The organism is Winogradskyella sp. KYW1333 (assembly GCF_003335675.1).
Classification (GTDB): domain Bacteria; phylum Bacteroidota; class Bacteroidia; order Flavobacteriales; family Flavobacteriaceae; genus Winogradskyella.
Genome location: NZ_QPHL01000007.1, coordinates 1 through 24,912, shown reverse-complemented (window position 1 = coordinate 24,912; position 24,912 = coordinate 1). Strand labels below are relative to the sequence as shown.

The 24,912-nt window shown below is 33.0% G+C and carries 17 protein-coding genes and 2 tRNA genes; 10 read left to right on the top strand and 9 right to left on the bottom strand.

Features of this window, described 5'->3' with window-relative positions:
- Window positions 1-139 precede the first annotated feature (139 nt).
- A complete protein-coding gene (locus DUZ96_RS00155; RefSeq protein WP_114299271.1) occupies window positions 140-1,348 on the bottom strand; it encodes a carboxypeptidase-like regulatory domain-containing protein in 1,209 nt (402 codons plus the stop codon).
- Between the two features lie 122 nt (window positions 1,349-1,470).
- The gene (locus DUZ96_RS00150) at window positions 1,471-2,991 is read right to left on the bottom strand and encodes a GH3 auxin-responsive promoter family protein (protein ID WP_114299269.1); all 1,521 of its coding nucleotides are present in this window, start codon (window positions 2,989-2,991) and stop codon (window positions 1,471-1,473) included.
- A 133-nt stretch (window positions 2,992-3,124) separates the two neighbouring features.
- On the opposite strand from DUZ96_RS00150, the gene DUZ96_RS00145 reads away from it, so the two are divergent.
- Window positions 3,125-3,916, top strand: coding sequence for a DUF2797 domain-containing protein (locus DUZ96_RS00145; protein ID WP_114299267.1), 792 nt, complete (start codon window positions 3,125-3,127; stop codon window positions 3,914-3,916).
- Between the two features lie 351 nt (window positions 3,917-4,267).
- Here the strand turns inward: DUZ96_RS00145 and rpsU are convergent, their stop codons facing one another.
- The 3 genes from rpsU to DUZ96_RS00130 form a co-directional block, all read right to left on the bottom strand.
- Window positions 4,268-4,462, bottom strand: a complete 195-nt coding sequence (gene rpsU, locus DUZ96_RS00140) for a 30S ribosomal protein S21 (RefSeq protein WP_114299265.1) — start codon at window positions 4,460-4,462, stop codon at window positions 4,268-4,270.
- 72 nt (window positions 4,463-4,534) lie between these two features.
- Window positions 4,535-5,398 carry an RNA polymerase sigma factor RpoD/SigA gene (locus DUZ96_RS00135; RefSeq protein WP_114299263.1) on the bottom strand — a complete coding sequence of 288 codons (864 nt, stop codon included), beginning with the start codon at window positions 5,396-5,398 and terminating at the stop codon, window positions 4,535-4,537.
- 433 nt (window positions 5,399-5,831) lie between these two features.
- Window positions 5,832-6,536, bottom strand: coding sequence for a queuosine precursor transporter (locus tag DUZ96_RS00130; RefSeq protein ID WP_114299261.1), 705 nt, complete (start codon window positions 6,534-6,536; stop codon window positions 5,832-5,834).
- A 71-nt stretch (window positions 6,537-6,607) separates the two neighbouring features.
- Here DUZ96_RS00130 and folK point away from each other — a divergent pair, with 71 nt between their 5' ends.
- On the top strand, window positions 6,608-7,735 hold the full coding sequence (gene folK, locus DUZ96_RS00125) for a 2-amino-4-hydroxy-6-hydroxymethyldihydropteridine diphosphokinase (RefSeq protein WP_114299260.1): 1,128 nt from the start codon (window positions 6,608-6,610) through the stop codon (window positions 7,733-7,735).
- On the opposite strand, the gene DUZ96_RS00120 is transcribed toward folK, so the two are convergent.
- The 3 genes from DUZ96_RS00120 to DUZ96_RS00110 are packed head-to-tail and all read right to left on the bottom strand — an operon-like array spanning window position 7,732 to window position 9,376.
- On the bottom strand, window positions 7,732-8,391 hold the full coding sequence (locus DUZ96_RS00120; protein WP_114299258.1) for a class I SAM-dependent methyltransferase: 660 nt from the start codon (window positions 8,389-8,391) through the stop codon (window positions 7,732-7,734). The two genes, folK and DUZ96_RS00120, sit on opposite strands and share 4 nt — an antisense overlap.
- Complete coding sequence (locus DUZ96_RS00115; RefSeq protein WP_114299256.1) at window positions 8,388-8,840, bottom strand: hypothetical protein; 453 nt, start codon at window positions 8,838-8,840, stop codon at window positions 8,388-8,390. Before DUZ96_RS00115 ends, DUZ96_RS00120 begins: the two co-directional genes overlap by 4 nt.
- Entirely contained in the window at window positions 8,837-9,376 is a 540-nt protein-coding gene (locus tag DUZ96_RS00110; protein WP_114299254.1) for an RNA methyltransferase, read from the bottom strand. The genes DUZ96_RS00115 and DUZ96_RS00110 overlap by 4 nt, the downstream gene beginning before the upstream one ends.
- Window positions 9,377-9,486: 110 nt before the next feature.
- Between DUZ96_RS00110 and mutS the strand changes: the two genes are divergently transcribed.
- The 4 genes from mutS to DUZ96_RS00085 all read left to right on the top strand — a co-directional run bounded on the left by mutS (window position 9,487) and on the right by DUZ96_RS00085 (window position 15,785).
- Entirely contained in the window at window positions 9,487-12,099 is a 2,613-nt protein-coding gene (mutS, locus tag DUZ96_RS00105) for a DNA mismatch repair protein MutS (protein WP_114299306.1), read from the top strand.
- Between the two features lie 99 nt (window positions 12,100-12,198).
- Window positions 12,199-12,270: transfer RNA gene (locus DUZ96_RS00100), tRNA-Gly, on the top strand.
- 43 nt (window positions 12,271-12,313) lie between these two features.
- Window positions 12,314-12,398: transfer RNA gene (locus DUZ96_RS00095), tRNA-Leu, on the top strand.
- 1,143 nt (window positions 12,399-13,541) lie between these two features.
- On the top strand, window positions 13,542-15,785 hold the full coding sequence (locus DUZ96_RS00085) for a glycoside hydrolase family 3 C-terminal domain-containing protein (RefSeq protein WP_258774272.1): 2,244 nt from the start codon (window positions 13,542-13,544) through the stop codon (window positions 15,783-15,785).
- A gap of 15 nt (window positions 15,786-15,800) precedes the next feature.
- Here the strand turns inward: DUZ96_RS00085 and DUZ96_RS12845 are convergent, their stop codons facing one another.
- Complete coding sequence (locus tag DUZ96_RS12845) at window positions 15,801-15,953, bottom strand: hypothetical protein (RefSeq protein WP_181855200.1); 153 nt, start codon at window positions 15,951-15,953, stop codon at window positions 15,801-15,803.
- Window positions 15,954-16,205: 252 nt separating this feature from the next.
- Here DUZ96_RS12845 and DUZ96_RS00080 point away from each other — a divergent pair, with 252 nt between their 5' ends.
- The 4 genes from DUZ96_RS00080 to DUZ96_RS00065 all read left to right on the top strand — a co-directional run.
- Complete coding sequence (locus DUZ96_RS00080; protein WP_114299249.1) at window positions 16,206-19,010, top strand: triple tyrosine motif-containing protein; 2,805 nt, start codon at window positions 16,206-16,208, stop codon at window positions 19,008-19,010.
- Between the two features lie 236 nt (window positions 19,011-19,246).
- Window positions 19,247-22,348, top strand: a complete 3,102-nt coding sequence (locus DUZ96_RS00075) for a TonB-dependent receptor (RefSeq protein WP_114299247.1) — start codon at window positions 19,247-19,249, stop codon at window positions 22,346-22,348.
- Between the two features lie 6 nt (window positions 22,349-22,354).
- Window positions 22,355-23,866: a RagB/SusD family nutrient uptake outer membrane protein gene (locus DUZ96_RS00070; protein WP_114299245.1), complete on the top strand. Its 1,512-nt coding sequence runs from the start codon at window positions 22,355-22,357 to the stop codon at window positions 23,864-23,866.
- 30 nt (window positions 23,867-23,896) lie between these two features.
- Window positions 23,897-24,912 (top strand): hypothetical protein (locus DUZ96_RS00065; protein ID WP_220222671.1); only part of this gene is annotated, 1,016 nt, incomplete at its 3' end.

Below are 24,912 nucleotides of genomic sequence, written 5' to 3'. Positions count from 1 at the left end.
ATTATTTCTCTTCGATACGAATATATAATCAAAAACAAAATTTTCTTAAAATCTTGATAATTATTGGATAAAATCAACTTAAAAATCGTTGATCAAAATATATTTTCAAATTTTAGCGTTGAATGAATCGAAGTGATAACTAATTAATTTGAGATTTTAACTGTACTGTTTCAGTGAAAGCTACATCTCGATTATTTTCATTTGACTGGAATCTAACGAAAGAATCTTTATAGCCATCTTTAATGGCTCTTAGATTGTAGACTTCATATGGTCTAATTTGAAATTCGTAAATGCCATTTCGATCTGTTATTTTTCGCTCAATTTCGTTGCCATATGCATCATAAAGCACAACAATAGAATTTATTAATTTTTCGTCGTTTTCTGCAACAATCACTCCTCTTAAAGTTTGGAGAATTTCCTTAGCATTAAATCTATACATATTAAAACGTCTTGCATTATTATCCTTATCTGAGGAAAACACACCATTTTCGTTATCTATGAAAGTAAATGCTATTTCATCTTTCTGAGAATTAACGTCTGGTCCTAAACTTCTAGGTTCAGAATAATTAAGATTTCTATAATTATTCGCCACAAAAATATCAAACCCACCTACACTATTGTGGCCTTTGGAGGAGAAAAAAAGTTCAGATTCGTTATTAACCGTGTAAGGATATTTTTCGTCAGCAGATGTATTAATTGTACGACCTAAATTAATAGGCTCACTCAACGAACCATCCTTTCTTATGTAAGCCTTATAAAGGTCGTATCCACCAAAACCACCTTCTCTATTGGAAGAAAAGTATAAAAATTTACCATCAGATGTTGCATGAGGGTTTTCAATAGAGTGACTAACGCTATTTATTTCAAGGCGTTTATGATTAATCCAATTACCGTATGAGTCTTTTTCTAAATTAGCGACATATAATTGAAAATTGAAAGGATTTTCTTTTGAATTTCTTGTGTAATATACTGTGTGTTGATCAGGGGAAAATGCTACTTGTCCTTCACTATTTTTTGTATTCAAGATTCTACTAAACAATATAGGCGTGGTAAAGTCATTTTTCTTTTCATTAAATTCTGTACAAAACAGATTTGAGATTGGTTCACCAGTAGATTTATCTATTTTACCACCTAATGCTCCTATTTTTTTGGAAGACACTATAACTAACTTATTCCTAAAAACAGCAGCTGGTATTTCGGAATACTTTGAATTTATTTTAGTTACATTTATCGTAAATAGATAACCACTTTTATTACTACCATCATTTTTAAGTATTTTTTTATTATCAGAAAAAAAGATTCCAATAGCTAAAAATAATAATGCAGTTATTGAGGATAAAACTTTCATTTGAGGTTAGGAATTAATTAATTACAGATAAAATTGATAAAAAACTTTATTTAATTCAAAAAATTTAGTTGAATAAACTAATTATAAAGATTAATGGTAAGTAAATTCCTTTTTAAAAATTATTATTTGCAGTAAATAATGTTTAACAATTCATTAATAAAAACGCGATCGTTCGATAATCGAGGCACTTTATGTTGCCCTCCAAGTTTGTTTTTTTCTTTTAACCAATCATAAAATAAATTGGTTCTCGCAGAATGGATTACCGGTTTGTTGAGAGTCATGTTATTATAGCGCTTCGCTTCATAATCTGAATTCAATGCCTTTAAAGCGTTATCAAATAATTCTTCGAAATAAGACATATTTTCTGGAGGTGTCTTAAATTCTATAATCCATTCATGGGCACCCTTTTCTTTTCCTTTCATAAATATTGGAGCGGCAGTGTAATCTACAATTTCTGAATTGGTCCGTTTGCAGACCTTTTTAAGAGCATCTTCTGCATTCTCTATTATTAATTCTTCACCAAATGCATTAATATGATGTTTAGTTCTTCCAGAAACTTTTATTCTGTGTGGTTTTAAACTCACAAACCTTATTGTATCCCCAATTCTATAACGCCATAAACCAGCATTAGTAGTAATAAGGAGCGCATAGTTTGTATTAAGTTTTACATCACTTAGTGGGATGACTTCTTGTTCACTAGTGCCATAGCTGTCCATTGGGATAAATTCATAAAATATTCCATAATCCAACATTAGTAATAAGTCACCAGTATAGTTTTGATCTTGTATAGCAAAGAAACCTTCAGATGCGTTGTAGATTTCGTAATATTTAAATTTCTTAGAAGGCAGCATGGCCCTATATTGTTCTATGTAAGGATTGAAACTTACGCCACCATGGAAATAAACCTCTAAATTTGGCCAAACATCAAACAAACTATCCTTTCCTGTTTTGTCCAATACATTGTTTAACAATACTAGCATCCACGATGGTACACCTGCAAGACTAGTAACATTTTCATTTATTGTTTCTTCTACTATAGCAGTCATTTTAGTTTCCCATTCACTCATAAGCGAGACTTTACTGCTAGGAGTACTGCTAAATTCTGCCCAAAAAGGCATATTATCAATAAGAATTGCACTCAGATCTCCAAATACTGTTCCATTTTCTTTATACAATTCTTTGCTGCCGCCCAATCTTAAACTCTTACCAGTAAATAATTGAGCATCTTCATTATTATTTAAATACATACAAAGCAAATCCTTACTTGCGGCATAATGGCAATCTTCAAGGGATTCATTACTTACAGGTATAAATTTACTTTTAGCATTGGTTGTTCCACTGGATTTTGCAAACCATTTTATAGGCCTTGGCCAAAATATATTTTGTTCACCTTGTCTAGATCGTTCAATTAAGGGTTGAAGGGTTTCATAATTAATTATCGGGAGACGTTCACTGAATTCTTTGTAGGTTTTTATAGACGCAAAATCATACTTTTTCCCATATTCTGTATCCTTAGAAAATTTTAATAGGCTAAAAAGAAGCTCATTTTGTACTTCATTAGGATATTTTAAAAACAAATCAATCTGATGAAATCGTTTTTTTAGAAACCATGAAGCAATAGAATTTACAATAGGAATTGGCATGGATTGATTATCTTTACTCGCAAAGCGAAATATAATTAGTTTTAACTAAAATATTATTATTAAATCTATTTCTTCAAAATTCTTTATGCTAATCTTATTAAGGCATAGATGCTAAAAATAATAAATTTCTTTTATGATTTACAGAGGTGTTCTTACTAAAATGCAAACTGAGTTTTTAGAACCAATTCAATATTATTTGGTCTTTGAGAATGACTTCATTCATATGAATCAATTATTGAATAAAAGTGTATCCATAAAACTTGTTGGTAGTCAATGTTTAAGTTGTGGTCTTGATAGGCCAATATACAGGCAAGGATTTTGTAGAACATGTTTTTTTGATAAACCAATTGCTGGTGATTGGATAATGCGCCCGGAATTAAGTACTGCTCATTTAGATAAAGAAGATCGCGATTTAGAATATGAGAAAAAAGTGCAATTACAACCCCATATTGTATACCTGGCTAACTCCAGTAACGTTAAGGTTGGTGTTACGAGGAAAAGTCAGGTTCCGACTAGGTGGATAGATCAAGGTGCCCACGAAGCTATTGAAATAGTTGAAGTTCCTAACAGATACCTTGCAGGTATTACGGAAGTTGCTCTAAAAGAGCATGTTGCTGATAAAACAAATTGGAGAAATATGTTGAAAAATGACGTGAAAGATGCAGATTTAATTGAATGGCGAAATAAGCTTAAGAAGTATATTCCTGACGAAGCTAAAGATTACTTTATCGAGAATAATTCCGAGACACATTTACATTTTCCAGTTGGACAATATCCTGAAAAACCAAAGAGCTTAAATCTGAATAAAGCCATTGAATTCGAAGGCAAATTAGTTGGTGTCAAAGGACAATATTTAATTTTTGAAGACAATACCGTTTTTAATGTTAGAGCGAATGAAGGTCTAGTGATTGAGTTGAGTATGTAACTTGTTTATTATTATGGTATTAGTTTTCAGTTCAAATTTATATTATTTAAAAGTACTAGGACAGGGTTTTTAATAGCAATGATTTATAAGATGCTGACAGATGATTATAAAACAGATAGAACATTCATCATTGTTATAAAGAAGGGCCAATTGCCCCATCAGAATTAAAAGCAGAATATAAAGTGAAAAATTTAGATTTTAATAAAACACAAGCCTGGATTGAATAAAACTTATTGAATATAGCTTCATCTTTCCTATGATTAAAAAGTCAAAAATGGTTTGGTTTGAGCAAATTTTGATAAAAAAAAGAGCAACTGTTAAGTTGCTCTTTCAATTTATATAAATCTAAAATTATATGTTTTCTTGATCTCTTAGGCCCTGAATATATTCAGCTTTTTGGATTTCTCTTCTTCTCTTAACTGAAGGTTTTGTAAAATAACGAGACTCTTTCAAATTATTCATAATCTGAACGTTTCTATGCTTACGCTTATAACGCTTGAGTGCTCTTTCGATATTCTCTCCTTCTTTAATTTCAATCTTTATCATCTAATGATATTTTATTGTGTTTCTAATAATGGACGGCAAATATATGCCAACTATTTGAAAATAAAAAATTAATTATCCCAAATAGGTCTTTAAAATTTTACTCTTACTGGCATGTCTTAATCTTCTAATGCCCTTTTCTCTGATTTGTCTTACGCGTTCTCTTGTTAAATCATAAATTCCACCAATCTCTTCTAGCGTCATAGCAGGTTGATCTCCAATACCAAAATTTAATCTTATGATATCACTTTCCTTTTGCGTTAGCGTATCTAGAGCTCTTTCAATCTCTATGTTTAAGGAAGCTTTCATCAATGATTTGTCTGGGTTGGGTGATTCGCTAGCGCTGACTACGTCGTATAAACTAAAGTCTTCGCCTTGTTTTAATGGGGCATCCATAGATAAATGACGGCCCGAATTTTTCATGGATTGTTTTACCTCTCTCACACTAATTTCTAACTCTCGAGCAATTTCCTCAGCATTTGGAGGGCGTTGATGTATTTGTTCTAAATGAGAAAATGTTTTATTGATTTTATTGATAGTTCCGATTTTATTGAGTGGTAATCGAACAATTCTAGATTGCTCAGCTAATGCTTGAAGAATAGCTTGTCTTATCCACCAAACTGCATATGAGATAAATTTAAAGCCTCTGGTTTCATCAAATCTTTTAGCGGCTTTAACCAAACCAGCATTTCCTTCATTAATTAAGTCTGGTAATTTTAATCCTTGGTTTTGGTATTGCTTCGCTACAGAAACTACAAATCTCAAGTTAGCAGTGGTCAATTTTTCTAAAGCTTGCTGATCCCCTTTCCTTATTCTTTGTGCTAATTCTACCTCTTCATCTGCAGTAATCAAAGGAATTTTACTAATGTCTTGTAGATATTTGTCTAAAGATTTGTCTTCTCTATTGGTTACCTGCTTGGTAATTTTTAATTGCCTCATGGAATTAGTTTAAAATTAATCAACCCCCAACATAACTTTATAATTAAGAAAAGCAAGAAAAATATGAATTATTAACAGAAATTGGCAAAAAATGAATCTTTTTTGTCTAAAATCAATCATTTTTAGTCGAATCAGGAACTTTTCTGGCTTCTCTTACTTTACTCTTCTTTTTTTCGAAAATATCGTATAGTACATTTTCCCCGCCCTTTTTTAACAGCATCTTCAGATGAATTTGTTTTGGTAATTGTGGTGTTTATTTTTGTTTTATTTTCATGCTAATATTTTACCATCCGTTGTATTGACTATGGTTTTACTTATATTAAGAAGTTACTTTTTTATTATTCTATAATTTGATCGGTATAATTAGTCACAGTGCTCAATCAATGGTTTTTTACTTGAGTACTTCTTAATGAATTTTATATTAAAGTTACCGTTAAAGTAATTCAATTTCTTCATTTAATTTTAGCTTAAATCGTCTTCTAAACATATACACTCCTAAATAAAGAAATGGGGTATCAAATAAGGCAACGAGCACTTTAAATAGAAAACCAGCGATTAACAAACCCGTGAACTTATCCCATTCAATTTTGCCGAAAATACATAGTAAAAGTAGGACCGTAGCAGTATCGACAAATTGGGATAAAAATGTTGAGAAATTATTACGTAACCAAAGGTGTTTTCCTTTGGTTAGATTTTTCCAGAAATGGTAAATATGAATATCTACAAATTGAGCTAATAGATAGGCCATCATACTTGCAAAAACTGCAATTGCTGTACTTCCAAAAACTGTAGAAAACATATTGTCTTGCACAGGTGACCATGGCGTAGCAGGAACCGCATTTGAAGTATATATAATAAGCATTGAAAAAAAGGAAGCGAAAATGCCTGCGACTACAACATCGTTTGCTCTTTTTTTACCATAAATTTCACTAATTAAATCTGTAATTAAAAAAGTAATAGGGTAAGGCAATATGCCAACCGAAATTTCAAATAGTTTACTCCCAAAAATTTCAATGTCTATAGGGTACCAATAAAAAAACTTTTGAAAAATTAAATTAGATACAACAAGCGAGGTTATAAAAAGGCCACCTAATAGTAGGTATATGCGTTGAGCTAAAAGTTTGTCCTTTAATTCCATTTAAAATTGTAGATAAAATGTTGACTCAAAGATAATCTTTTAATATATCTTTTAGTTAATTTGCTTTCTCCATGATATTAGCGAAGACAGTTTACATAGCACTAGGTAGTAATAAGGGTTTGAAATTGCTAAATCTGCAATCTGCCATTGATGCTATTTTTAAAACTGTTGGTACTATTGAAAAAATATCGAAAGTATATAATACACCTGCTTTTGGATTTGAAGGTGAAGATTTTCATAATGCTTGCATTATGGTTAATACCGAATTGAAACCAAAAAAGCTATTAAAGTATCTTTTGAAGATTGAAAAGGATTTAGGCCGCATGAAGTCAAGCTCTGAAGGTTATGAATCACGTGAAATTGATTTGGATATATTGTTTTATGAAGATGAAATAGTTGAGCAAAAGAGTCTTGTAATTCCTCATCCAGAATTACATCATCGTAGATTTGTGCTGGAACCTTTGATGGATATTGCAAAAGATGTAGCGCATCCAAAATTGAATAAAACAGTTTCAGAATTGTTAGGGGAATGCTCAGATAATTCAAAAATTGAACCTATTAATAAATGGTTAAAAAATCCAAAAAAGGCCTACAGCTTTAGTGATTTTAACTTTATTGCAATAGAAGGGAATATTGGTGCAGGGAAAACGAGCTTAGCTAAAAAGATTTCAAAAGATTTTAATGCTAAGTTAATTTTAGAACGTTTTGCAGATAATCCGTTCTTGCCGAAATTCTATAAAGAACCAGAGCGTTACGCCTTTACGCTAGAGATGTCTTTTTTAGCGGATCGTTATCAGCAAATAAGTGATGATTTATCGCAATTGGATTTATTTAAGGATTTTATGGTAAGTGATTATGACGTCCATAAATCGCTCATTTTTTCAAAAATAACCTTGCCCGAAGATGAGTTTAGGCTATATCGAAAATTGTTCTATCAGGTTTATAAAGACATCGCAAGACCAGATTTATATGTCTATCTCTACCAAAACACAGAGCGATTACAAAAAAATATAAAAAAACGCGGACGTAAGTATGAGAAAGAAATACAAGATGAATACCTAGAGAAAATTAACTCAGGATATTTAAGTTTCTTGCGGAACCAAACAGAATTAAACGTAAAAATCATAGATATTTCAGATCGTGATTTTGTAAAGAATCGTGAAGACTACTTATGGTTGTTGAATGAAATTAATGGCTAGAACAATTCGTATAAAACAGTTTTAATTATTCCTTTATTAGTGCCTAATTTTATTTCATTCAGTAGTATTTCCTTTTTCACTTTGAGATTAAAAGGCGTTGCCAGTAAATCTACACCACTATTATATTTTAGGCGAATTCCTTGACCAGAAATAACATCTTTGTTAACAGTGAATTCACCGATTGGAATATGCTCAGTAAGTACAATATATTTATAGTTTGATAGCTTTCTTACAATTCGAATTATTTCATTATTTGATAAATGCTGAAGGACTTGCCTCAGGATAATACAATCTGCTTTTGGTAATTCATCTTGGGAAATATCTAAACAATAAAACTCTAAATTATCTGCCTTAAATAATGCTTTGTTTCTTTTGATTAGGTTTTCTACAATATCAATAGCAATGAATGATTCAGTAAATTCAACAAGTTGCTTTCCAACATTAAAATCACCACATCCAAGGTCGCAAACAATTAGGTTTTGATTATGCAATTCAAAAAACGTTCTAATCGCGTCAATGTAAGGTTGAACAATTTGTAAATCATGCGAACCATATCCAGAATAAAAATCAAACTCTTCTCCGCCCCAAAAATGCTTATCATAAATCTGAGTCATGGTATCTCTTGTTGGCCAAGCTTGTTTTGATGAAGATATCATTTAGTGTCTTTAAGGCATTCAAAATATCTTAAAAGTGAATGTGTAATCATTAATACAATTAGTGTCACAATCAATACATATATAATATTCCAGTAAAGAATGGATGCTTCTGGACTAACGAGATATCCGGTAGCACTTGAGCTAAAATCAAAATTAAAATTTCCAGATAGTAGAAATGCAATACCAAACCACAAAATTGAAACTATGGTCAAGACCAACATAAGAATACGGATAAATTTTCCGACCATGGATTTGCTAGCCTTAAAACCTTTGTTAAAGCTATAGACTGCGAGTTGAATAGATATGAAACCAAACCAAATGATGAGGTTACCTGCTGGGATTCCTAGTAAGGCATAGGCCAAGATTGATAATCCCGTAGAAAATAGAATTACAATTATACCTATTACGACTAACGAAATTGGAAATATTTTTTTGTTTGTTATATTCAAGATTTTAAACTTTTAATTTTAGAAAACACATCCCATATTACCACACCAGCGCTTACAGAGATATTTAGGGAATGCTTGGTGCCATATTGAGGGATTTCAATCACAACATCACTATTGTCAACCACATCTTGCTGTACACCTTTAACTTCGTTTCCAAAAACAAAGGCATATTTAGTATTTAGTTGAGGTTCAAAAGTATTGAGAAATGTGGCGTTTTCTGCTTGTTCAATTGAGCATATAATGACGCCTTCAGATTTTAACTTGTCAATTACATTAATTGTGTTTTCATGGTATTCCCAACTTACAGATTCTGTGCTTCCTAAAGCCGTTTTTCTAATATCGTTATGTGGTGGTTGGGCTGTTATTCCACAGAGATAAATTTTCTCAATTAAAAAGGCATCACTGGTTCTAAACACCGAACCAATATTATTTAAACTTCTAATATTATCAAGAATTATTATAATAGGTGACTTGTCAGCTTGTTTAAATTCTGAAATATCTAATCGGTCTAATTCTTCGTTTTTTAACTTTCGCATGTTGAAATCTTGGTCTAATTGTAGATAACTTATAGCTTTTTTACTTTATATAACTAAGCTATTTGGCTAAATTAGCACACTTACATTTTAGACAAAAATACACAAAACTCTTGGCTAAAAAGGCAAAAAAAGAAACACCATTAATGAAGCAATACAATGCTATTAAAGCAAAGTATCCCGATGCTTTATTGTTGTTTAGAGTTGGTGATTTCTATGAAACCTTTGGTGGTGATGCCATAAAAGCATCTAAGATTTTAGATATAATTCTAACAAAGCGAGGCGCAGGTAGCGAAAGTGAAACAGAACTGGCAGGATTTCCACACCATTCGTTAAATACGTATTTGCCAAAGTTGGTGAGAGCAGGTGAACGTGTAGCGATTTGCGATCAATTAGAAGACCCTAAGCAAACCAAAAAAATTGTAAAACGCGGTGTAACGGAATTGGTAACACCTGGTGTAGCGTTGAATGATGATATACTGCACTCAAAATCAAACAACTTTTTATGTGCGGTCCATTTTGATAAAAAACATATTGGTGTTTCCTTCTTAGATATTTCTACTGGAGAATTTTTAACATCTCAAGGTGATTTAGAATATGTAGATAAGTTACTCCAGAATTTTAGTCCTAGTGAAGTTTTAATATCCAAACAATGTAGAACGGAGTTTATTAAAACTTTTGGAAATGACTTCCATACATTTTATATGGAAGATTGGGTATTTCAAGCCGATTATGCTCACCAAACCTTAACCAAACATTTTAATACTACTACTCTAAAAGGCTTTGGGATTGAAGATTTATATGAGGGTATTATAGCTTCTGGTGTGGTGCTACATTATTTATATGAAACTCGGCATAACAGGTTAGAGCATATTGCGGCCATATCAAGGATTGCAACTGATGATTATGTGTGGATGGATAAGTTCACTATTAGAAATTTAGAGTTGTACCATTCCACAAATGCAAATGCAGTTACACTTATTAACGTTATTGACAAGACCATTTCTGCGATGGGAGGGCGAACTTTAAAACGATGGTTAGCCTTACCGCTAAAGCATGCAGATAAGATAAAGCAACGACATGAGATTGTAAAGTTTTTCCTAGATAATGAAGCGGTTCTTCAAAAAATACAAGCGCAAATAAAGCATATTGGTGATGTAGAACGTCTTATCTCAAAAATTGCAACGACTAGAGTGAGTCCTCGCGAAGTGATTCATTTAAAGAATTCATTGGAAGCAATTGTGCCGATAAAATCTTTGGCAGAAACTTGTGAAAATGAAGCTCTAAAAGTCATTGGTGAGAATCTAAATAATTGTGATTTAATAAGGGATAAGATAAAGCAAACACTTAATGAAGAAGCTCCAGTCAATGTATTGAAGGGTAATACAATTGCTGAAGGTTATTCTCAAGAATTAGATGAGCTAAGAGGATTGTCAAAGTCAGGTAAGGATTACCTAGATGCTATGCTAAAACGTGAAAGTGAATGTACAGGAATTCCATCGCTAAAAATAGCGTCTAACAATGTATTCGGCTATTATATAGAAGTTAGGAATACACATAAAGATAAGGTACCAGAGGAATGGATTAGAAAACAAACCCTGGTTAATGCGGAGCGTTATATTACTGAAGAATTAAAGGAATATGAAGCTAAGATTCTCGGTGCAGAAGAGCGTATTTTAGCCATTGAACAACAACTGTTTTCTGAGCTAGTGCTTTGGATGCACCAATTCATTATTCAGGTGCAACAAAATGCACAACTGATAGGTCAATTAGATTGTTTATGTGGCTTTGCAAGTTTGGCAAAATCCAATAAATATAATTACCCACAGATTGATGAGAGCTTTGAATTAGATATCAAAGATGGTCGTCACCCAGTTATTGAAAAGCAACTACCACTTGGTGAGCCCTATATTGCAAATGATGTTTATCTCGATAGAGAGTCACAACAAATCATTATGATAACTGGACCTAATATGTCTGGTAAGTCAGCTATATTGAGACAAACAGCTTTGATAGTATTGCTGGCTCAAATAGGAAGTTTTGTCCCGGCAAAAGAAGCGAGAATAGGCTTGGTAGATAAAATATTTACGCGTGTTGGTGCTAGCGATAATATCTCAATGGGCGAATCTACCTTTATGGTTGAGATGAATGAAACGGCATCTATTCTAAACAACATTTCTGAACGAAGCTTGGTGCTTCTAGACGAAATTGGTCGTGGCACAAGCACTTACGATGGTATTTCTATAGCTTGGGCCATTAGTGAGTATCTACATGAGCATCCTGCAAGACCAAAAACCTTGTTTGCAACGCATTACCACGAGCTTAACGAAATGACTGAGACCTTTGGTAGGATTAAAAACTTTAATGTTGCGATTAAGGAGCTAAAGGACAATGTTCTATTTGTGCGGAAACTGGTTGAAGGAGGTAGTGAACATAGTTTTGGAATTCATGTAGCTAAGATGGCTGGTATGCCACAACAGGTTATTCGTCGTGCAAATAAGATATTATCAAAATTAGAAAAGTCCCATTCTAGCGAAGAATTAACGGATACGGTAAAATCGCTTAAAGATGATATGCAGTTGAGCTTCTTTAACCTAGATGATCCATTGTTAGAAGAAATTAAAGACGAAATATTACATACAGATATTAATACCTTGACTCCTGTTGAGGCTTTAATGAAGCTTAATGAGATAAAGCGTATGCTGATTAAGAAAAAACAAGCCTAATTTAATTTCTATTTATTTTAAAAAAAGACTTTGCTTTTCTAAGAAATATTTTAAATTTGCATCCGCTTTTATAGCGAATATGTTCTTTAAAAAGACTACGCGAAAGTAGCTCAGGGGTAGAGCATCACCTTGCCAAGGTGAGGGTCGCGGGTTCAAATCCCGTCTTTCGCTCTATACAATATATACCAATATGGTTACAGTTCGTAACCTTGATGCTGAAGTGGTGGAATTGGTAGACACGTTGGACTTAAAATCCAATGGCCATTATGGCCGTGCGGGTTCAAGTCCCGCCTTCAGTACAGATGAAAACCGTAATTACTTTATTTACAAAGTGTTACGGTTTTTCTATTAATGATTTGTCAACATTTAGACAACAAGTGACAAAAAAGCATCATTTTTTAGATATTTCATTACAAAAAACAATAAACAAGAATAGTACGATTGGAAATAAAGATATAAAAAAAGAGCATTGGTAAATCTGACAAAACCAACACTCTTTAGTGCTTCACAATCAATCAGCTACTATGAGATAGCTAAATCGAAATTAATTATTATCCATAGCCTTAACCTTTCTAAAAAGACGAATAACATTTATATAACGTTGAATATACATTTACTGTCGTTCAATGGGAATTGCCGTCATGTACTTCACTACGTTCTTAGGCTCATTAAGATGGTTCGATAATAAGTCAAGTTTTTGTGCCTAGAAAAACTGTAATTAATATATTTATATGGTGTTAGTTTTTTTTTATTATTTACTAAACATATTCTAAGCCGTTCTAAAAAAGTAATGTTTTTAATATTTTTCTCACACGTTGAAGTCTCTCGTCATGCATAAATATAAAAAAAGAGCGTCACTACGGACGCTCTTTTAACCTTATGATAAAATTAGTACTTGGGCTAAAGGTTAAATCATTTTTACTTGAACTTAACACAAATGTAATCTAGTCCTTTTTTTAAATCGTTGAATAGTGGTTTTAAGCCTTTGAATAAACATTAACTGTCGATTAATGGTTATTACTCATTATGCTTTAAGATATTTAATACATAACTATGCTGAGTAGGTAAACCTAACAGGCGCTTTCAACTGCTTGTCTTAGTTTAAGCGATAATTTCATTCATGGCTTAGTTCGGATGAGCAATCTGAAAAAATTGATTAATCAAAAAAGAGCGTTATCTTAAAAAAGACGTGTAGCAATTTAAACGACCTGAATTACGGATAACTGTCGGTAAATGGTGATTTTTTAGAACGAGTAATAATTATGTGTAGTTTAAGGTAATCTACCAAATATTTAATAAGGCTTTTTTGTATTTTCAACTCATAACTATTTTCAATATTATTTGTTGTAAACTAAAATGTTTAAATATCTTTAAGGAGTTTTTTCTAGTTAAACTATTTCTTTTTACAACCAAAATTTTCCAACGATACAATTACAAGATTTATGAGATTGAAGCATACCATATTAGCAACTATAGCAGTATCAATTATCAATATATCCTGTAAGGATTCAACTAAAAGAGAAATTTCAATGGATGAAAAAGTGCTATCTAAAACCTATCAAGGTGAATCTATAACGCATGATTTTGACGCGGAAATAGATGCTTTAATAAGTCAAATGACATTAGAGGAAAAAACGGGAATGCTACATGGTACAAGTATGTTTTCCACAGCTGGTGTAGAACGCTTAGGAGTACCTGAATTGAAAATGGCAGATGGTCCATTAGGTGTACGTGAAGAGATTTCAAGAGATTCTTGGGCGCCTGCCGGATTAGATAATGATTTTGCCACATACTATCCTGCTGGAGGTGGACTTTCTGCTACATGGAATACTGAACTGGCCTATACATTTGGATTTAGTGTCGGTGAAGAAACTCGTGCCAGAGATAAGGACGTGTTGTTATCTCCTGCTATTAATATTATTAGAACGCCTTTAGGTGGTAGAACCTATGAATACTTTACAGAAGATCCGTTTCTGAATAAAAAACTCACGGTTCCCTTTGTGGTTGGTATGCAAGAAAATGATGTTGCAGTGTGCGTAAAACACTATGCGACAAACAATCAAGAAACCAATAGGGATTTCGTAAATGTACAGATTGATGAACGTACACTACGTGAAATATATCTACCTGCTTTTAAGGATGCCGTAGTGGAAGCGAAGGCCTATAGTATGATGGGAGCATACAATAAATTTAGGGGAGAATACTTGTGTGAGAATGGCTACATGCTAAATGATGTTTTAAGAGATGAGTGGGGATTTGAAGGTATTGTCATTTCAGATTGGAATGCTGTACATACTTCGGTTAATTCATTGAGAAGTGGTTTAGATATTGAGATGGGAACTCCAAAACCATTTAATGAGTTTTATTTAGCAGATCCACTGATAGATTCTATTAAAGTAGGTAAAATCTCTGAAGATGAAATAGATATTCACTTAAAACGTATCATGCAATTAATGTATACAGTAAAAAGAATGGGAGCTAATGACCGCAAAAAAGGTATCATTAACACAGAAGCTCATTTTAAGGACGCTTATGATATTGCTTCAGAATCTATAGTTCTATTAAAAAACAGTAATGAACTTTTACCAATAGATGCTTCCAGAATTAAATCCGTTGCTGTAATTGGCAATAATGCAAAAAAGAAAAATGCTCTTGGTGGTTTCGGTGCAGGTGTAAAAACAAAGCGTGAAGTTACGCCATTGGAAGGATTACAAAATAGACTTCCAGAATCAGTAACAATTAATTATGCTGAGGGTTATCAGGAAAGATATGCTCCGAAAAAGGAATCTGTTTTTGGAGATGTTACACAAGAAAGAGTTGACACCATAGATGAGTTAGATCCGAAGATGCTTCAAGATGCTATTGATACTGCGAAATATTCGGATATTACAATAATATTTGCAGGTTCTAATAGGGATTTTGAAACTGAAGCTTCAGATAGAGCAGACCTAGAGCTTCCATTCGGTCAAGTAGAACTTATTAAAGAGGTGCTTAAGGTAAATCCTAATACGATTGTGGTTATGATAGGTGGTGCACCTTTTGATTTAGGGGCCATAAAAGAAAAGTCAAAAGCATTGGTATGGAGCTGGTTTAATGGTTCTGAAGGGGGTAATGCATTGGCGGATGTGCTTTTAGGCGATGTTAATCCTTCAGGTAAATTACCATGGACAATGCCAAAAGCTCTAAACGATTCTCCAGCCCATGCAACTAATAGTTTTCCTGGCGACAAATCTGTAACCTATGAGGAAGGATTATTGGTGGGTTATCGTTGGTTTGATACAAAAAATGTAGAGCCATTATATCCATTTGGTTATGGACTTTCTTATACGTCTTTCAGCATTAAAAATACTAAAACAGATAAGAATGAGTATTCTAATGATGATACAATTTTAATTTCCTTAGAGGTTGAAAATACTGGAGAAATGGATGGAAAAGAGATTGTGCAGTTATATGTTAGTAAATCAAATTCTGAAGTTGAAAGAGCTGAAAAGGAATTAAAAGGATTTATAAAGGTGATGGTAACCTCCGGAGAAAGTAAAAAGGTTACTTTAGAATTACCAGTTAAAGAATTAGCGTACTATGATGTTTCTCAAAAAGCTTGGACAGTAGAACCAGGTAGTTATAGTTTGAGAATTGGAAATTCATCACGGAATATTACATCAGAAGTTACCATAAATGTGAAATAATCTATTTTGATTTCTTCAATCCTTTATTTTAAGTTTTTTAATTGGCCAAGTATTGTCCTTATTCTGTTTGGCAATTAAGTAATCAAATATGAATTTTGATTTAATTCTAGGAGGTTTGCCTAAGAAGTTCTTTTCTAAGGTAACATGATTTGGTTTTCTTTTTTCCACAGTCGAAAAATTGATTTTAAATTAGAAATCTATCCTAATATAAACTATCATAATGGTCATGCTTTATATTTCAAAATATTCAATAAAAATGTCATTATGTTGTCATTTAATCTATATAAAAATTAGTCATATTCAATAAGATAAAAATTGTTTAACCACTACATATGGGGTAAAAAACCATATAAATGCTTATCTTTTAGCCTTAATAAAACAAAACACAAATGTTGTGGTACTTTCAATTATTTTTTTCAAATGATAATTTTTAGAAATTTAATTTGTCTATTATTTGTTTTCCTTGGTTCCTTTCTTCAGTCTCAAGAAATTCCTCCAATAAATGTTTTTACGCCACAAGATTATCGAGCTGAAGATCAGAATTGGTCAATCTCACATGATGACAATAACTTTATTTATGTTGCTAATAATGGAGGTCTGTTAGAATACAATGGTGCCTCATGGCGGGTATATAAATCACCAAATGATGTGATTCTCAGAACCGTAAAAAGTGTTGGAGATAACATATATACAGGTGGATATATGGATTTTGGTTATTGGCAAAGAAATGAATATGGAGAACTATTTTATTCGTCTTTAGTCCATGAAAATAATTTAAATATGTTGGAGGATGAAGAGATTTGGGGCATTATTACCGTAGAAGATTTTATTCTTTTTCAGTCTTTTGAAAGAATATATATCTACAGTACCGAAAATAAAAAGTTTAGTATTATAAATTCTGACCTTAGGATCAATAAAATCTTTGAAGTAAATGGTATGGTCTATTTTCAAAAGCGAGGTGTGGGTTTATTTAAATTAGAGAATGGAAAGGAGTCTAAATTTATTGACTTTGAAGATATTAATGGTATTCAAGTAAATAATATGTTCAGTTTTGAAGATGATTTAGTTCTCATATCTCAGGAAAGAGGTTTTTATAAGGTTAGAAATAAAAGCCTTGAAAAATGGTCCATTAATGCTGACAACATAATTTTAAATGAAAGTATTTATAGTAGTATTAGGCTTAAAGACGGCAGTTTTCTTTTGGGTACAATATCCAATGGTTTAATAAACATTGATACTAATGGAAATTTAGTATTCTCTATTAATCGAGAAATTGGCTTAAGTAATAATACAGTTCTATCTATTAACGAAGATTCCTATGGTAATGTATGGCTCGGATTAGATAATGGCATTAACGTAATTAATCTGAATTCTCCATACCGAGTTTTTCAAGACAAGTTGGGTATTTTGGGAACAGTTTATGTTACAAAAAAAATTGGAAACACACTCTACCTAGGGACAAATCAAGGACTATTTTATAGAGACTTCAATAGAGATAAAGGTTTTACTTTTATTAAAGGAACAAACGGTCAGGTTTGGAGCTTGGAGGTTATAGACGGCACTTTTTTTTGCGGTCATGATAAGGGAACCTTTATTATAGAAGATAATCGTTCAACCCTAATTTCAGAAGAAATAGGGACTTGGAATATCAAACAAATTGAGAATAATCCAAATTTGATAATCACCGGTAATTATAAAGGTCTTCATGTATTAGAAAAGACAATTAAGGGATGGAGAAAAAGAAATAAAATTCAAGGTTTTGATATTTCCAGTAGATATTTAGAGTTTACATCACCAAGAGAGATTTTAGTTAGCCATGAATACAAAGGAATATATAGGTTAATTATTGATGAAGAATATAGGAATGTTATAAAATCGTCACAAATTTCAAAATTAATGGGATCCAAGTCTGGTATTTCACAATACAATAATGATATTTTGTATTGCAATCAAGACGGTGTTTTTAAATATAACAAAGTTAGTTTCACTTTTAATAGAGATAGTTTGTTCAGTTCTGTTTTGAGTGGCAATCAATATCTTTCCGGAAAACTAATTTATGATTCTGATGATAAGAGACTTTGGGGATTTCCCAAGAACGAGATTGTTTATATAGAACCTGGAAAACTTACTTCTAATCCCAAAATAGAAGCATTACCTATTTCTAGTAATATCAGAAAGGGTAAACCTGGTTATGATAACCTGTTGTATTTGGATAACAAAAGATATTTAATTGGTACAACTGTTGGGTATCTAATTATAGATTTAGCCAAATTTAAAAAAGAAGAGAAAGAGATATTCTTAAATGGTGTATCGTATAATTCAATTCGTAATGAATCTATATCATTAGCTACAAATACTTCTGTAAGCTTAAAAACTGAAGAGAATAACTTACGCTTTAATTATAGTGTAGCGAGTTATAATGCATTATCATCTAATAAGTATCAATATAGATTATTGGGTATCTATGATGAATGGAGTAAATGGTCTTCTAGCCCAGAGGTTGTATTTGAGAATCTTCCTCATGGTGAGTACACTTTTGAAGCGAGAGCAATAACCGATGGAGTAACTTCTAAGAATAGAATAAGTTATAGTTTTTCTATTGAAAAGCCATGGTATATTAAACCATTAGCCCTAATTATTTATGTGATTTTAGCTATGGTGTCTATCTACCTTATTCATTATCTCAATAAGAGATATTACAAAAGGCAAAAAGAGACTTTACTTAAGAAAAAGGCACAAGAACTTGAACTTGAGCAGTTAGAAAATCAAAGACAATTAATTCAATTTAAGAATAAGAATCTTCAATTGGATATTGAAAACAAAAACAGGGAATTGGGTATGGCTACTATGAACCTTGTTAAACGTAATGAACTACTTAATAATATTAAAGAAGAATTAACAAGGGCACAATCCACTAACGACATTAAAAGTGTAATTAAGGTAATCAACTCAAGTCTAAACAGTACTGGAGATTGGAAATTATTTGAAGAAGCGTTTAATAATGTCGATAAAGACTTTATGAAAAGAATTAAAGCATTACACCCTGCAATTACACCGAATGATTTGCGTCTTTGTGCATATTTACGACTCAACTTATCATCAAAAGAAATTGCTCCACTTTTAAATATTTCACATAAAAGTGTTGAGGTAAAACGCTATCGTTTACGAAAAAAAATGGGACTTGAGCACGACCAAAGCCTATCTAATTACATTATAGAGCTTTAACACTCCTATACATCCTTTAAAAATACCTATACAAAAACTATACATCGGTGTTAAAACCACTGTATTAAAGGAATTCTATTAATTAAATGTTAAATTCAAAATTCCTTATTTTATTGGCTAAATATTGAATTTACCTTAAAAATAGGCCTTAATTATTGCCTTGTATATTTATTGTATAGCCAATTATTAATGATTTCTTAACAACTTGTTTTAAGTTGCAATAAATCAAAATAATTATGCGTAATCAATTTTTAACTTTAATCGTAATGCTAATGACAGGTTCAATCGCCAGTCAAAACATTAGCATTTCAGGAATAGTTACAGAAGCCTCTTCAGGCCAACCCTTACCAGGCGTAAATGTTATTATCAAAAACACTGCAAAAGGCGCTTCAACTGATTTTGACGGAAAATTTACTCTGGACGATGTTCCTCTAAATTCTATTGTCGTTATTTCTTACATAGGGTATCAATCTCAAGAAATAATAGTGGAAAATGAACAACCGTTAACAATTCAACTTCAAGAAGATGCTGAAGCACTAAGTGAAGTTATAGTTATTGGTTATGGGACACAAAAAAAGAAAGAAGTTACAGGTGCAGTTAGTGTACTAGACTCAAAGGCAATCGAAAAACTTAATCCTGTTAGGGTTGAGCAAGCAATACAAGGTCAAGTGGCTGGTGTAAATGTTACTTCTAACTCTGGTTCGCCAGGTAGTGGTCTTAATATAAGAATTCGCGGTATTACTACAAATGGTAATAACGCACCTTTAATTTTGGTAGATGGGAATAGAATTACAGATTTATCTGTTTTAAATCCAAATGATATTAAAACGATAAATGTACTTAAAGATGCAACGGCTGGTATTTATGGTGTACAGGCAGCAAATGGTGTTATTTTAATTACAACTAAATCTGGTCGCACTAATTCCGAATTGAATTTTCAAATAGATACATATTCTGGTTTCCAAGTCACAAGTAAGAAGATGGATCTATTAAACGCAAGAGATTTTGCTATATATGTAAATGACGCAGCTGACGCTACTGAATTTTTTGTATATCCAGATAGCGGTACAGACTGGCAAGATGAAGTTTTTGAGGTTGCACCTATAACTGATTTTAGTTTAAATGTTAGTGGAGGTACTGAAAAATCAGCATTCTCTGCTGGTGTGTCATACCTAAATCAAGATGGTATTGTTGGTGGTGAAAAAAATAACTATGAAAGATTAACAGGTAGAATAAATTATCAGTATGATATTTTAGATAATTTAAAATTAACAGCTAATACTTTATTAACGAAGTCAGAAAAAAATAATCTAGCGGAAGGTGGTATCGGAGCAGTATTATATAATGCAGTTAATATAAATCCAACGATGCCAGTTAGAGATGAAAATGGTGTATTTGCCTTCGCTAACGATATTTCTCAGATTGAAATTATTAATCCTGTTGCTCAAATAGCTGATTCCTATAATACAAGCAAAGTGGAACGCTATAGTGGTGTGATCGGATTAGATTACACATTCTGGGAAAACTTTACTGTTACTTCTAGATTTCAAGGAAACCATGCCAATGTTCGTGATGATGTATTTAGGCCAGAAGTTTATTACGGTAATGGTAAAGGAGCTAATACGGTAAGTTCACTATCGGCCTTAGAAGACGATGTTGTTTTCAATGAAGTTGTTGATTTTGGTGCAGATTATACAGATTTCACATGGGATAATTTAATCACATATACTAATACCTTTAATGACAAACATGATTTAACGGTGTTATTAGGAACCTCTTTATATAGAACTAAAGGACGATTTTACGGTGATATTGGCCGTACCGAGATAGGTACTAATGAACCAGGACAGTCTATTTATGACGATGGAATGGTTAGACAACCAAGATTTACTGAGGCAGCCTTAGAAAACGGAGCTGATTGGTTTGATGCTCGTCTTTCATCACTTTTCACAAGAATACAGTATAATTATAAGGGCAAGTATTTATTGTCTGCTGTATTAAGAAGAGACGTTTCTTCTCAATTCTCGTCTCAAGATGGGAATAATGTTGGTTACTTCCCTTCAGGATCTATTGGATGGAATATTTCTGACGAGGCTTTTATGAAAGAAGTTAATTGGATTAACAACTTAAAATTAAGAGCTAGTTACGGTGTCATTGGAAATGACCGTATACCAGCTTTTGCCTTTGTTACAAGGTTAGATGGGCAAGCAACAATTGACGTTGGATCAGATGATTTATTATTTGGATTAGCACCTGGTAGACCAGGAAATCCAGATTTAAAATGGGAAGAACAAGAAACTGCAAATATTGGTCTAGACCTTCGCTTCTGGGATAATAAAATTAATATCACTGCAGATGCCTATAGAAAACAAACAAAAGACTTGTTATTAACACCTCAAGCTTCAGGTATTACTGGTGTAGGTGCACCAGCAACAGGACCATCTGTTGTTAATGCTGGTACTGTTCGTAATACTGGTTTTGAATTTGCAATTGGATATAACGATAATTTTTCTGATGATTTTAAATTCAATCTAAATTTTAATTTTACAACAATTGATAATGAGGTTATTTCACTTAATGGCAGAACAACACCAGTGGGTGGAGAATACGGAGTAGGTATTAATCAAACAGGTATTACTCGTATGGTTCCTGGACTTCCTTTAGGTCATTATTATGGTTATGCTACGGATGGTATTTACCAGACACAAGCGGAAATTGATGCGTTAAATGCTACTGCACCTTCAGGCTCTTACAGTACCATTGGAGATGTAGCACCTGGTGATTTAAAGTTTGTTGATACAAATGGAGATGGAGAGATTACAGCTGATGATAGGACCAATATTGGAAACCCAATACCAGATGCAACATTTGGCTTAAATATTGGCTTTTCTTATAAAAACATAGATTTTAGTGCGAACGCCTTTGCATCGATTGGTAATGATATGATTAGAGACTATGAGCGCAAGGATTTATACGCAAATAGAGGTACATATATGCTAGAAAGATGGCAAGGTACAGGTACTAGTAATTCTGTACCAAGGGCTGTTTCTGGTGCCAACGTAAATACTGATGTATTTAATGATTTTCATGTTGAAGATGCATCATTTTTACGTTTACAGAATGTGCAGATAGGTTATACATTTGGAGAAAAATTAGTTAACTCCTTAGGTGTAAATAGCTTTAGAGTCTATGTGTCTGGTAATAATTTATTTACCATCTCTGACTATTTTGGGTTTGACCCATCTGCTAATACCGGTGCTCCTCTTGGAGGAGGAATTGATAAAGGATTTTATCCGGTTGCCGCATCTTATCTTTTAGGAATTAATTTAAACTTTTAATTTGTTATGAAAAGAACGTTAATAATTTTATTTGGTCTCGCTTTACTCTATGTTGTAGGTTGTAGTGATGACTTTGTTGAAGTGGAACCAGATGGTTTTAATGATACTGATTTCTTCAATAATCAAGAAGAATATGAAAGTGCTCTTGTAGGCGCATATGACATGCTTCAATCAACATTTTGGAATGTGCTTACAGGTATTGTTGCTTCACCAGACTATGCGGCCGGAGGTGATGCGTTTAATTACGATCAGCCTACCCTGCAAAATATCAATTTAATGATACACACTCCGGCTGATGAAAATCAATTGAGAAGTATTTGGGGGTTAATGTACGCCGGTTTAAATAGAGCTAATTTTATCCTTGAGTTCAAGGGAAAAACAGATTTTGCTGGTAAAGAGGAGCTTATTGCAGAGACTTACTTTTTAAGAGCATATTACACTTTTGAATTGGTAAAGTACTTTGGTAATGTGCCATTAAAACTTGAAGAGCGTAATGGTGTTATGAGAATTGCGGATGAGCGAATTTTTCCAGAAGAAGAATTTGGTTTGGAAAGAGTTGCAGATATAGCAACTGCATATAGTTTAATTGAGGAAGATTTAAAAGAAGCTATGCCCAATTTACCGGTTTCTCAAGATTTTCCATATGAAGCTACTAGGAGTGCAGCACAAGCATTATTAGGTAAAGTTTATTTATATCACGGTTCTTTCGACCAATCAAAATTTGCTAACGCAGCAACAGAACTAAACCAAGTAATCGCGAGCAATCAGTTTTCTTTAACACACGGAGATAACTACGCTAAACTTTTTGAAGGCGAAGGTGAAAATAGTACAGAAGCAGTTTTCGAGATTCAGTATACTGGTGTAGAACCAGCAGGTTGGGGGTGTATAGAATGTAGTCAAGGCACTTATTTCCCTCAATTTTGTGGACCTCGTTCACCTTGGAGTAATAGTGAGTTTTCTTCAGGTTGGGGTTTCTGCTTACCGTCAGTAGAATTATTTGATTTATTTGAAGAGGGTGATGCAAGACGTGACGTTACATTTTTTGATTTGAGAGAGGATCAAGACAGTTATTCACAAGGTAGAGATGATACCGGGTTGTTTAATAGAAAATATATGCCAAGAAAAGATGCGGATGGAGTTGGTTCAGATCCATTAAATTATTCACAAAACTATAGAGCTATAAGATATGCAGATGTATTATTAATGGCGGCTGAGGCAGAAATCCAAAGTGGAGGCGCTAATGCAGTAAGTTATTTAAACGAAGTAAGAGCAAGAGCTTATGGGGATAACAGCCATGACTTTGATACTTCTGAAGGTACGCTTTTAGACGCTATTTATATAGAAAGAAGAAAAGAATTAGGTGGTGAAGGCCATGGATTCTTTGATTTGGTTCGAACAGGTAGAGCAGCTTCTATGATAGAAGGCTTTACACCAAATAAAAATGAAGTTTTCCCAATTCCATTAATTGAGCTACAGTTAGCCAATGCAGAAGATCGTTGGGGAAATCCTGGTTATTAAAAATAAGTTATTAAAATAAAAACAAATAAAATGAAACTATTAAAAAAAGGAGCTTTTAAAATTATAGCATTATTGTTGTTAATAAGCACGCCATATTCTTGTTACGAAGACGAGGAGGATTTAAATATAATCGCAGGTTTAGATTTTACAGTGGCTACATTAAACGCTGAAGGAAATGAAACAGGTGTAATTCCAGTAACAAGCCCTCCCGATGGCAGAATGTTATTCACGATAGATTTTGGTAATTCGAATGATGATTCAGATGTGTTTCAAACAAGCGGACCAATGGTAATTTATAACTACCCTTTAGAAACGGCTACATACACAATTACTGTAACAGCTTCTCTTCCAGGAAGAGACAGCGTAACTATTACAAAAGAGCATACTGTTATTTATATTACAGAACCGGAACCAACACCAGATTCCCCTATTGCAGGAACATGGAAATTTGCACCTGAGGCAGGTGCTTTTGGGGTCGGCCCAGGATTGAATGATGTTTCATGGTTTTCAAGCTCGGTAGATGATATTACAACAAGAGCATGTCTGTTTGATGATGAATATGTATTCGGTGAGGATGGTACATTTCAAAATGTTTTAGGTAATGATACTTGGTTAGAAGGTTGGCAAGGCACCACTCCAGATGCATGTGGTACCCCGGTATTTCCTCATGACGGATCAGCTTCAGCTACTTATAATTATAATGCGGCAATGGGAACGTTAACTATAGATGGTACAGGCGCATTTATGGGGCTAGCTAAAGTTATCAATGGTGCAGAATTGAGTGCACCTGGAGAAGCTCCAACATCAATAACTTATCAAGCAGAACTCTCTGCAGATGGCAATACATTGGACTTAGACATCCAAGTAGCTGGAGATGGATGGTGGTCTTTCAAATTTCAAAAGAATGCTGTTGCGCCACCACCGCAACCATCTGCCCTTGATGGAGTATGGAAAATGGCACCAGAGCCAGGAGCATTTTTTGTTGGTCCTGGTTTTAACAGTAGCGAATGGTTTTCAAGTTCAGCAGATGACGTAACAACTAGAGC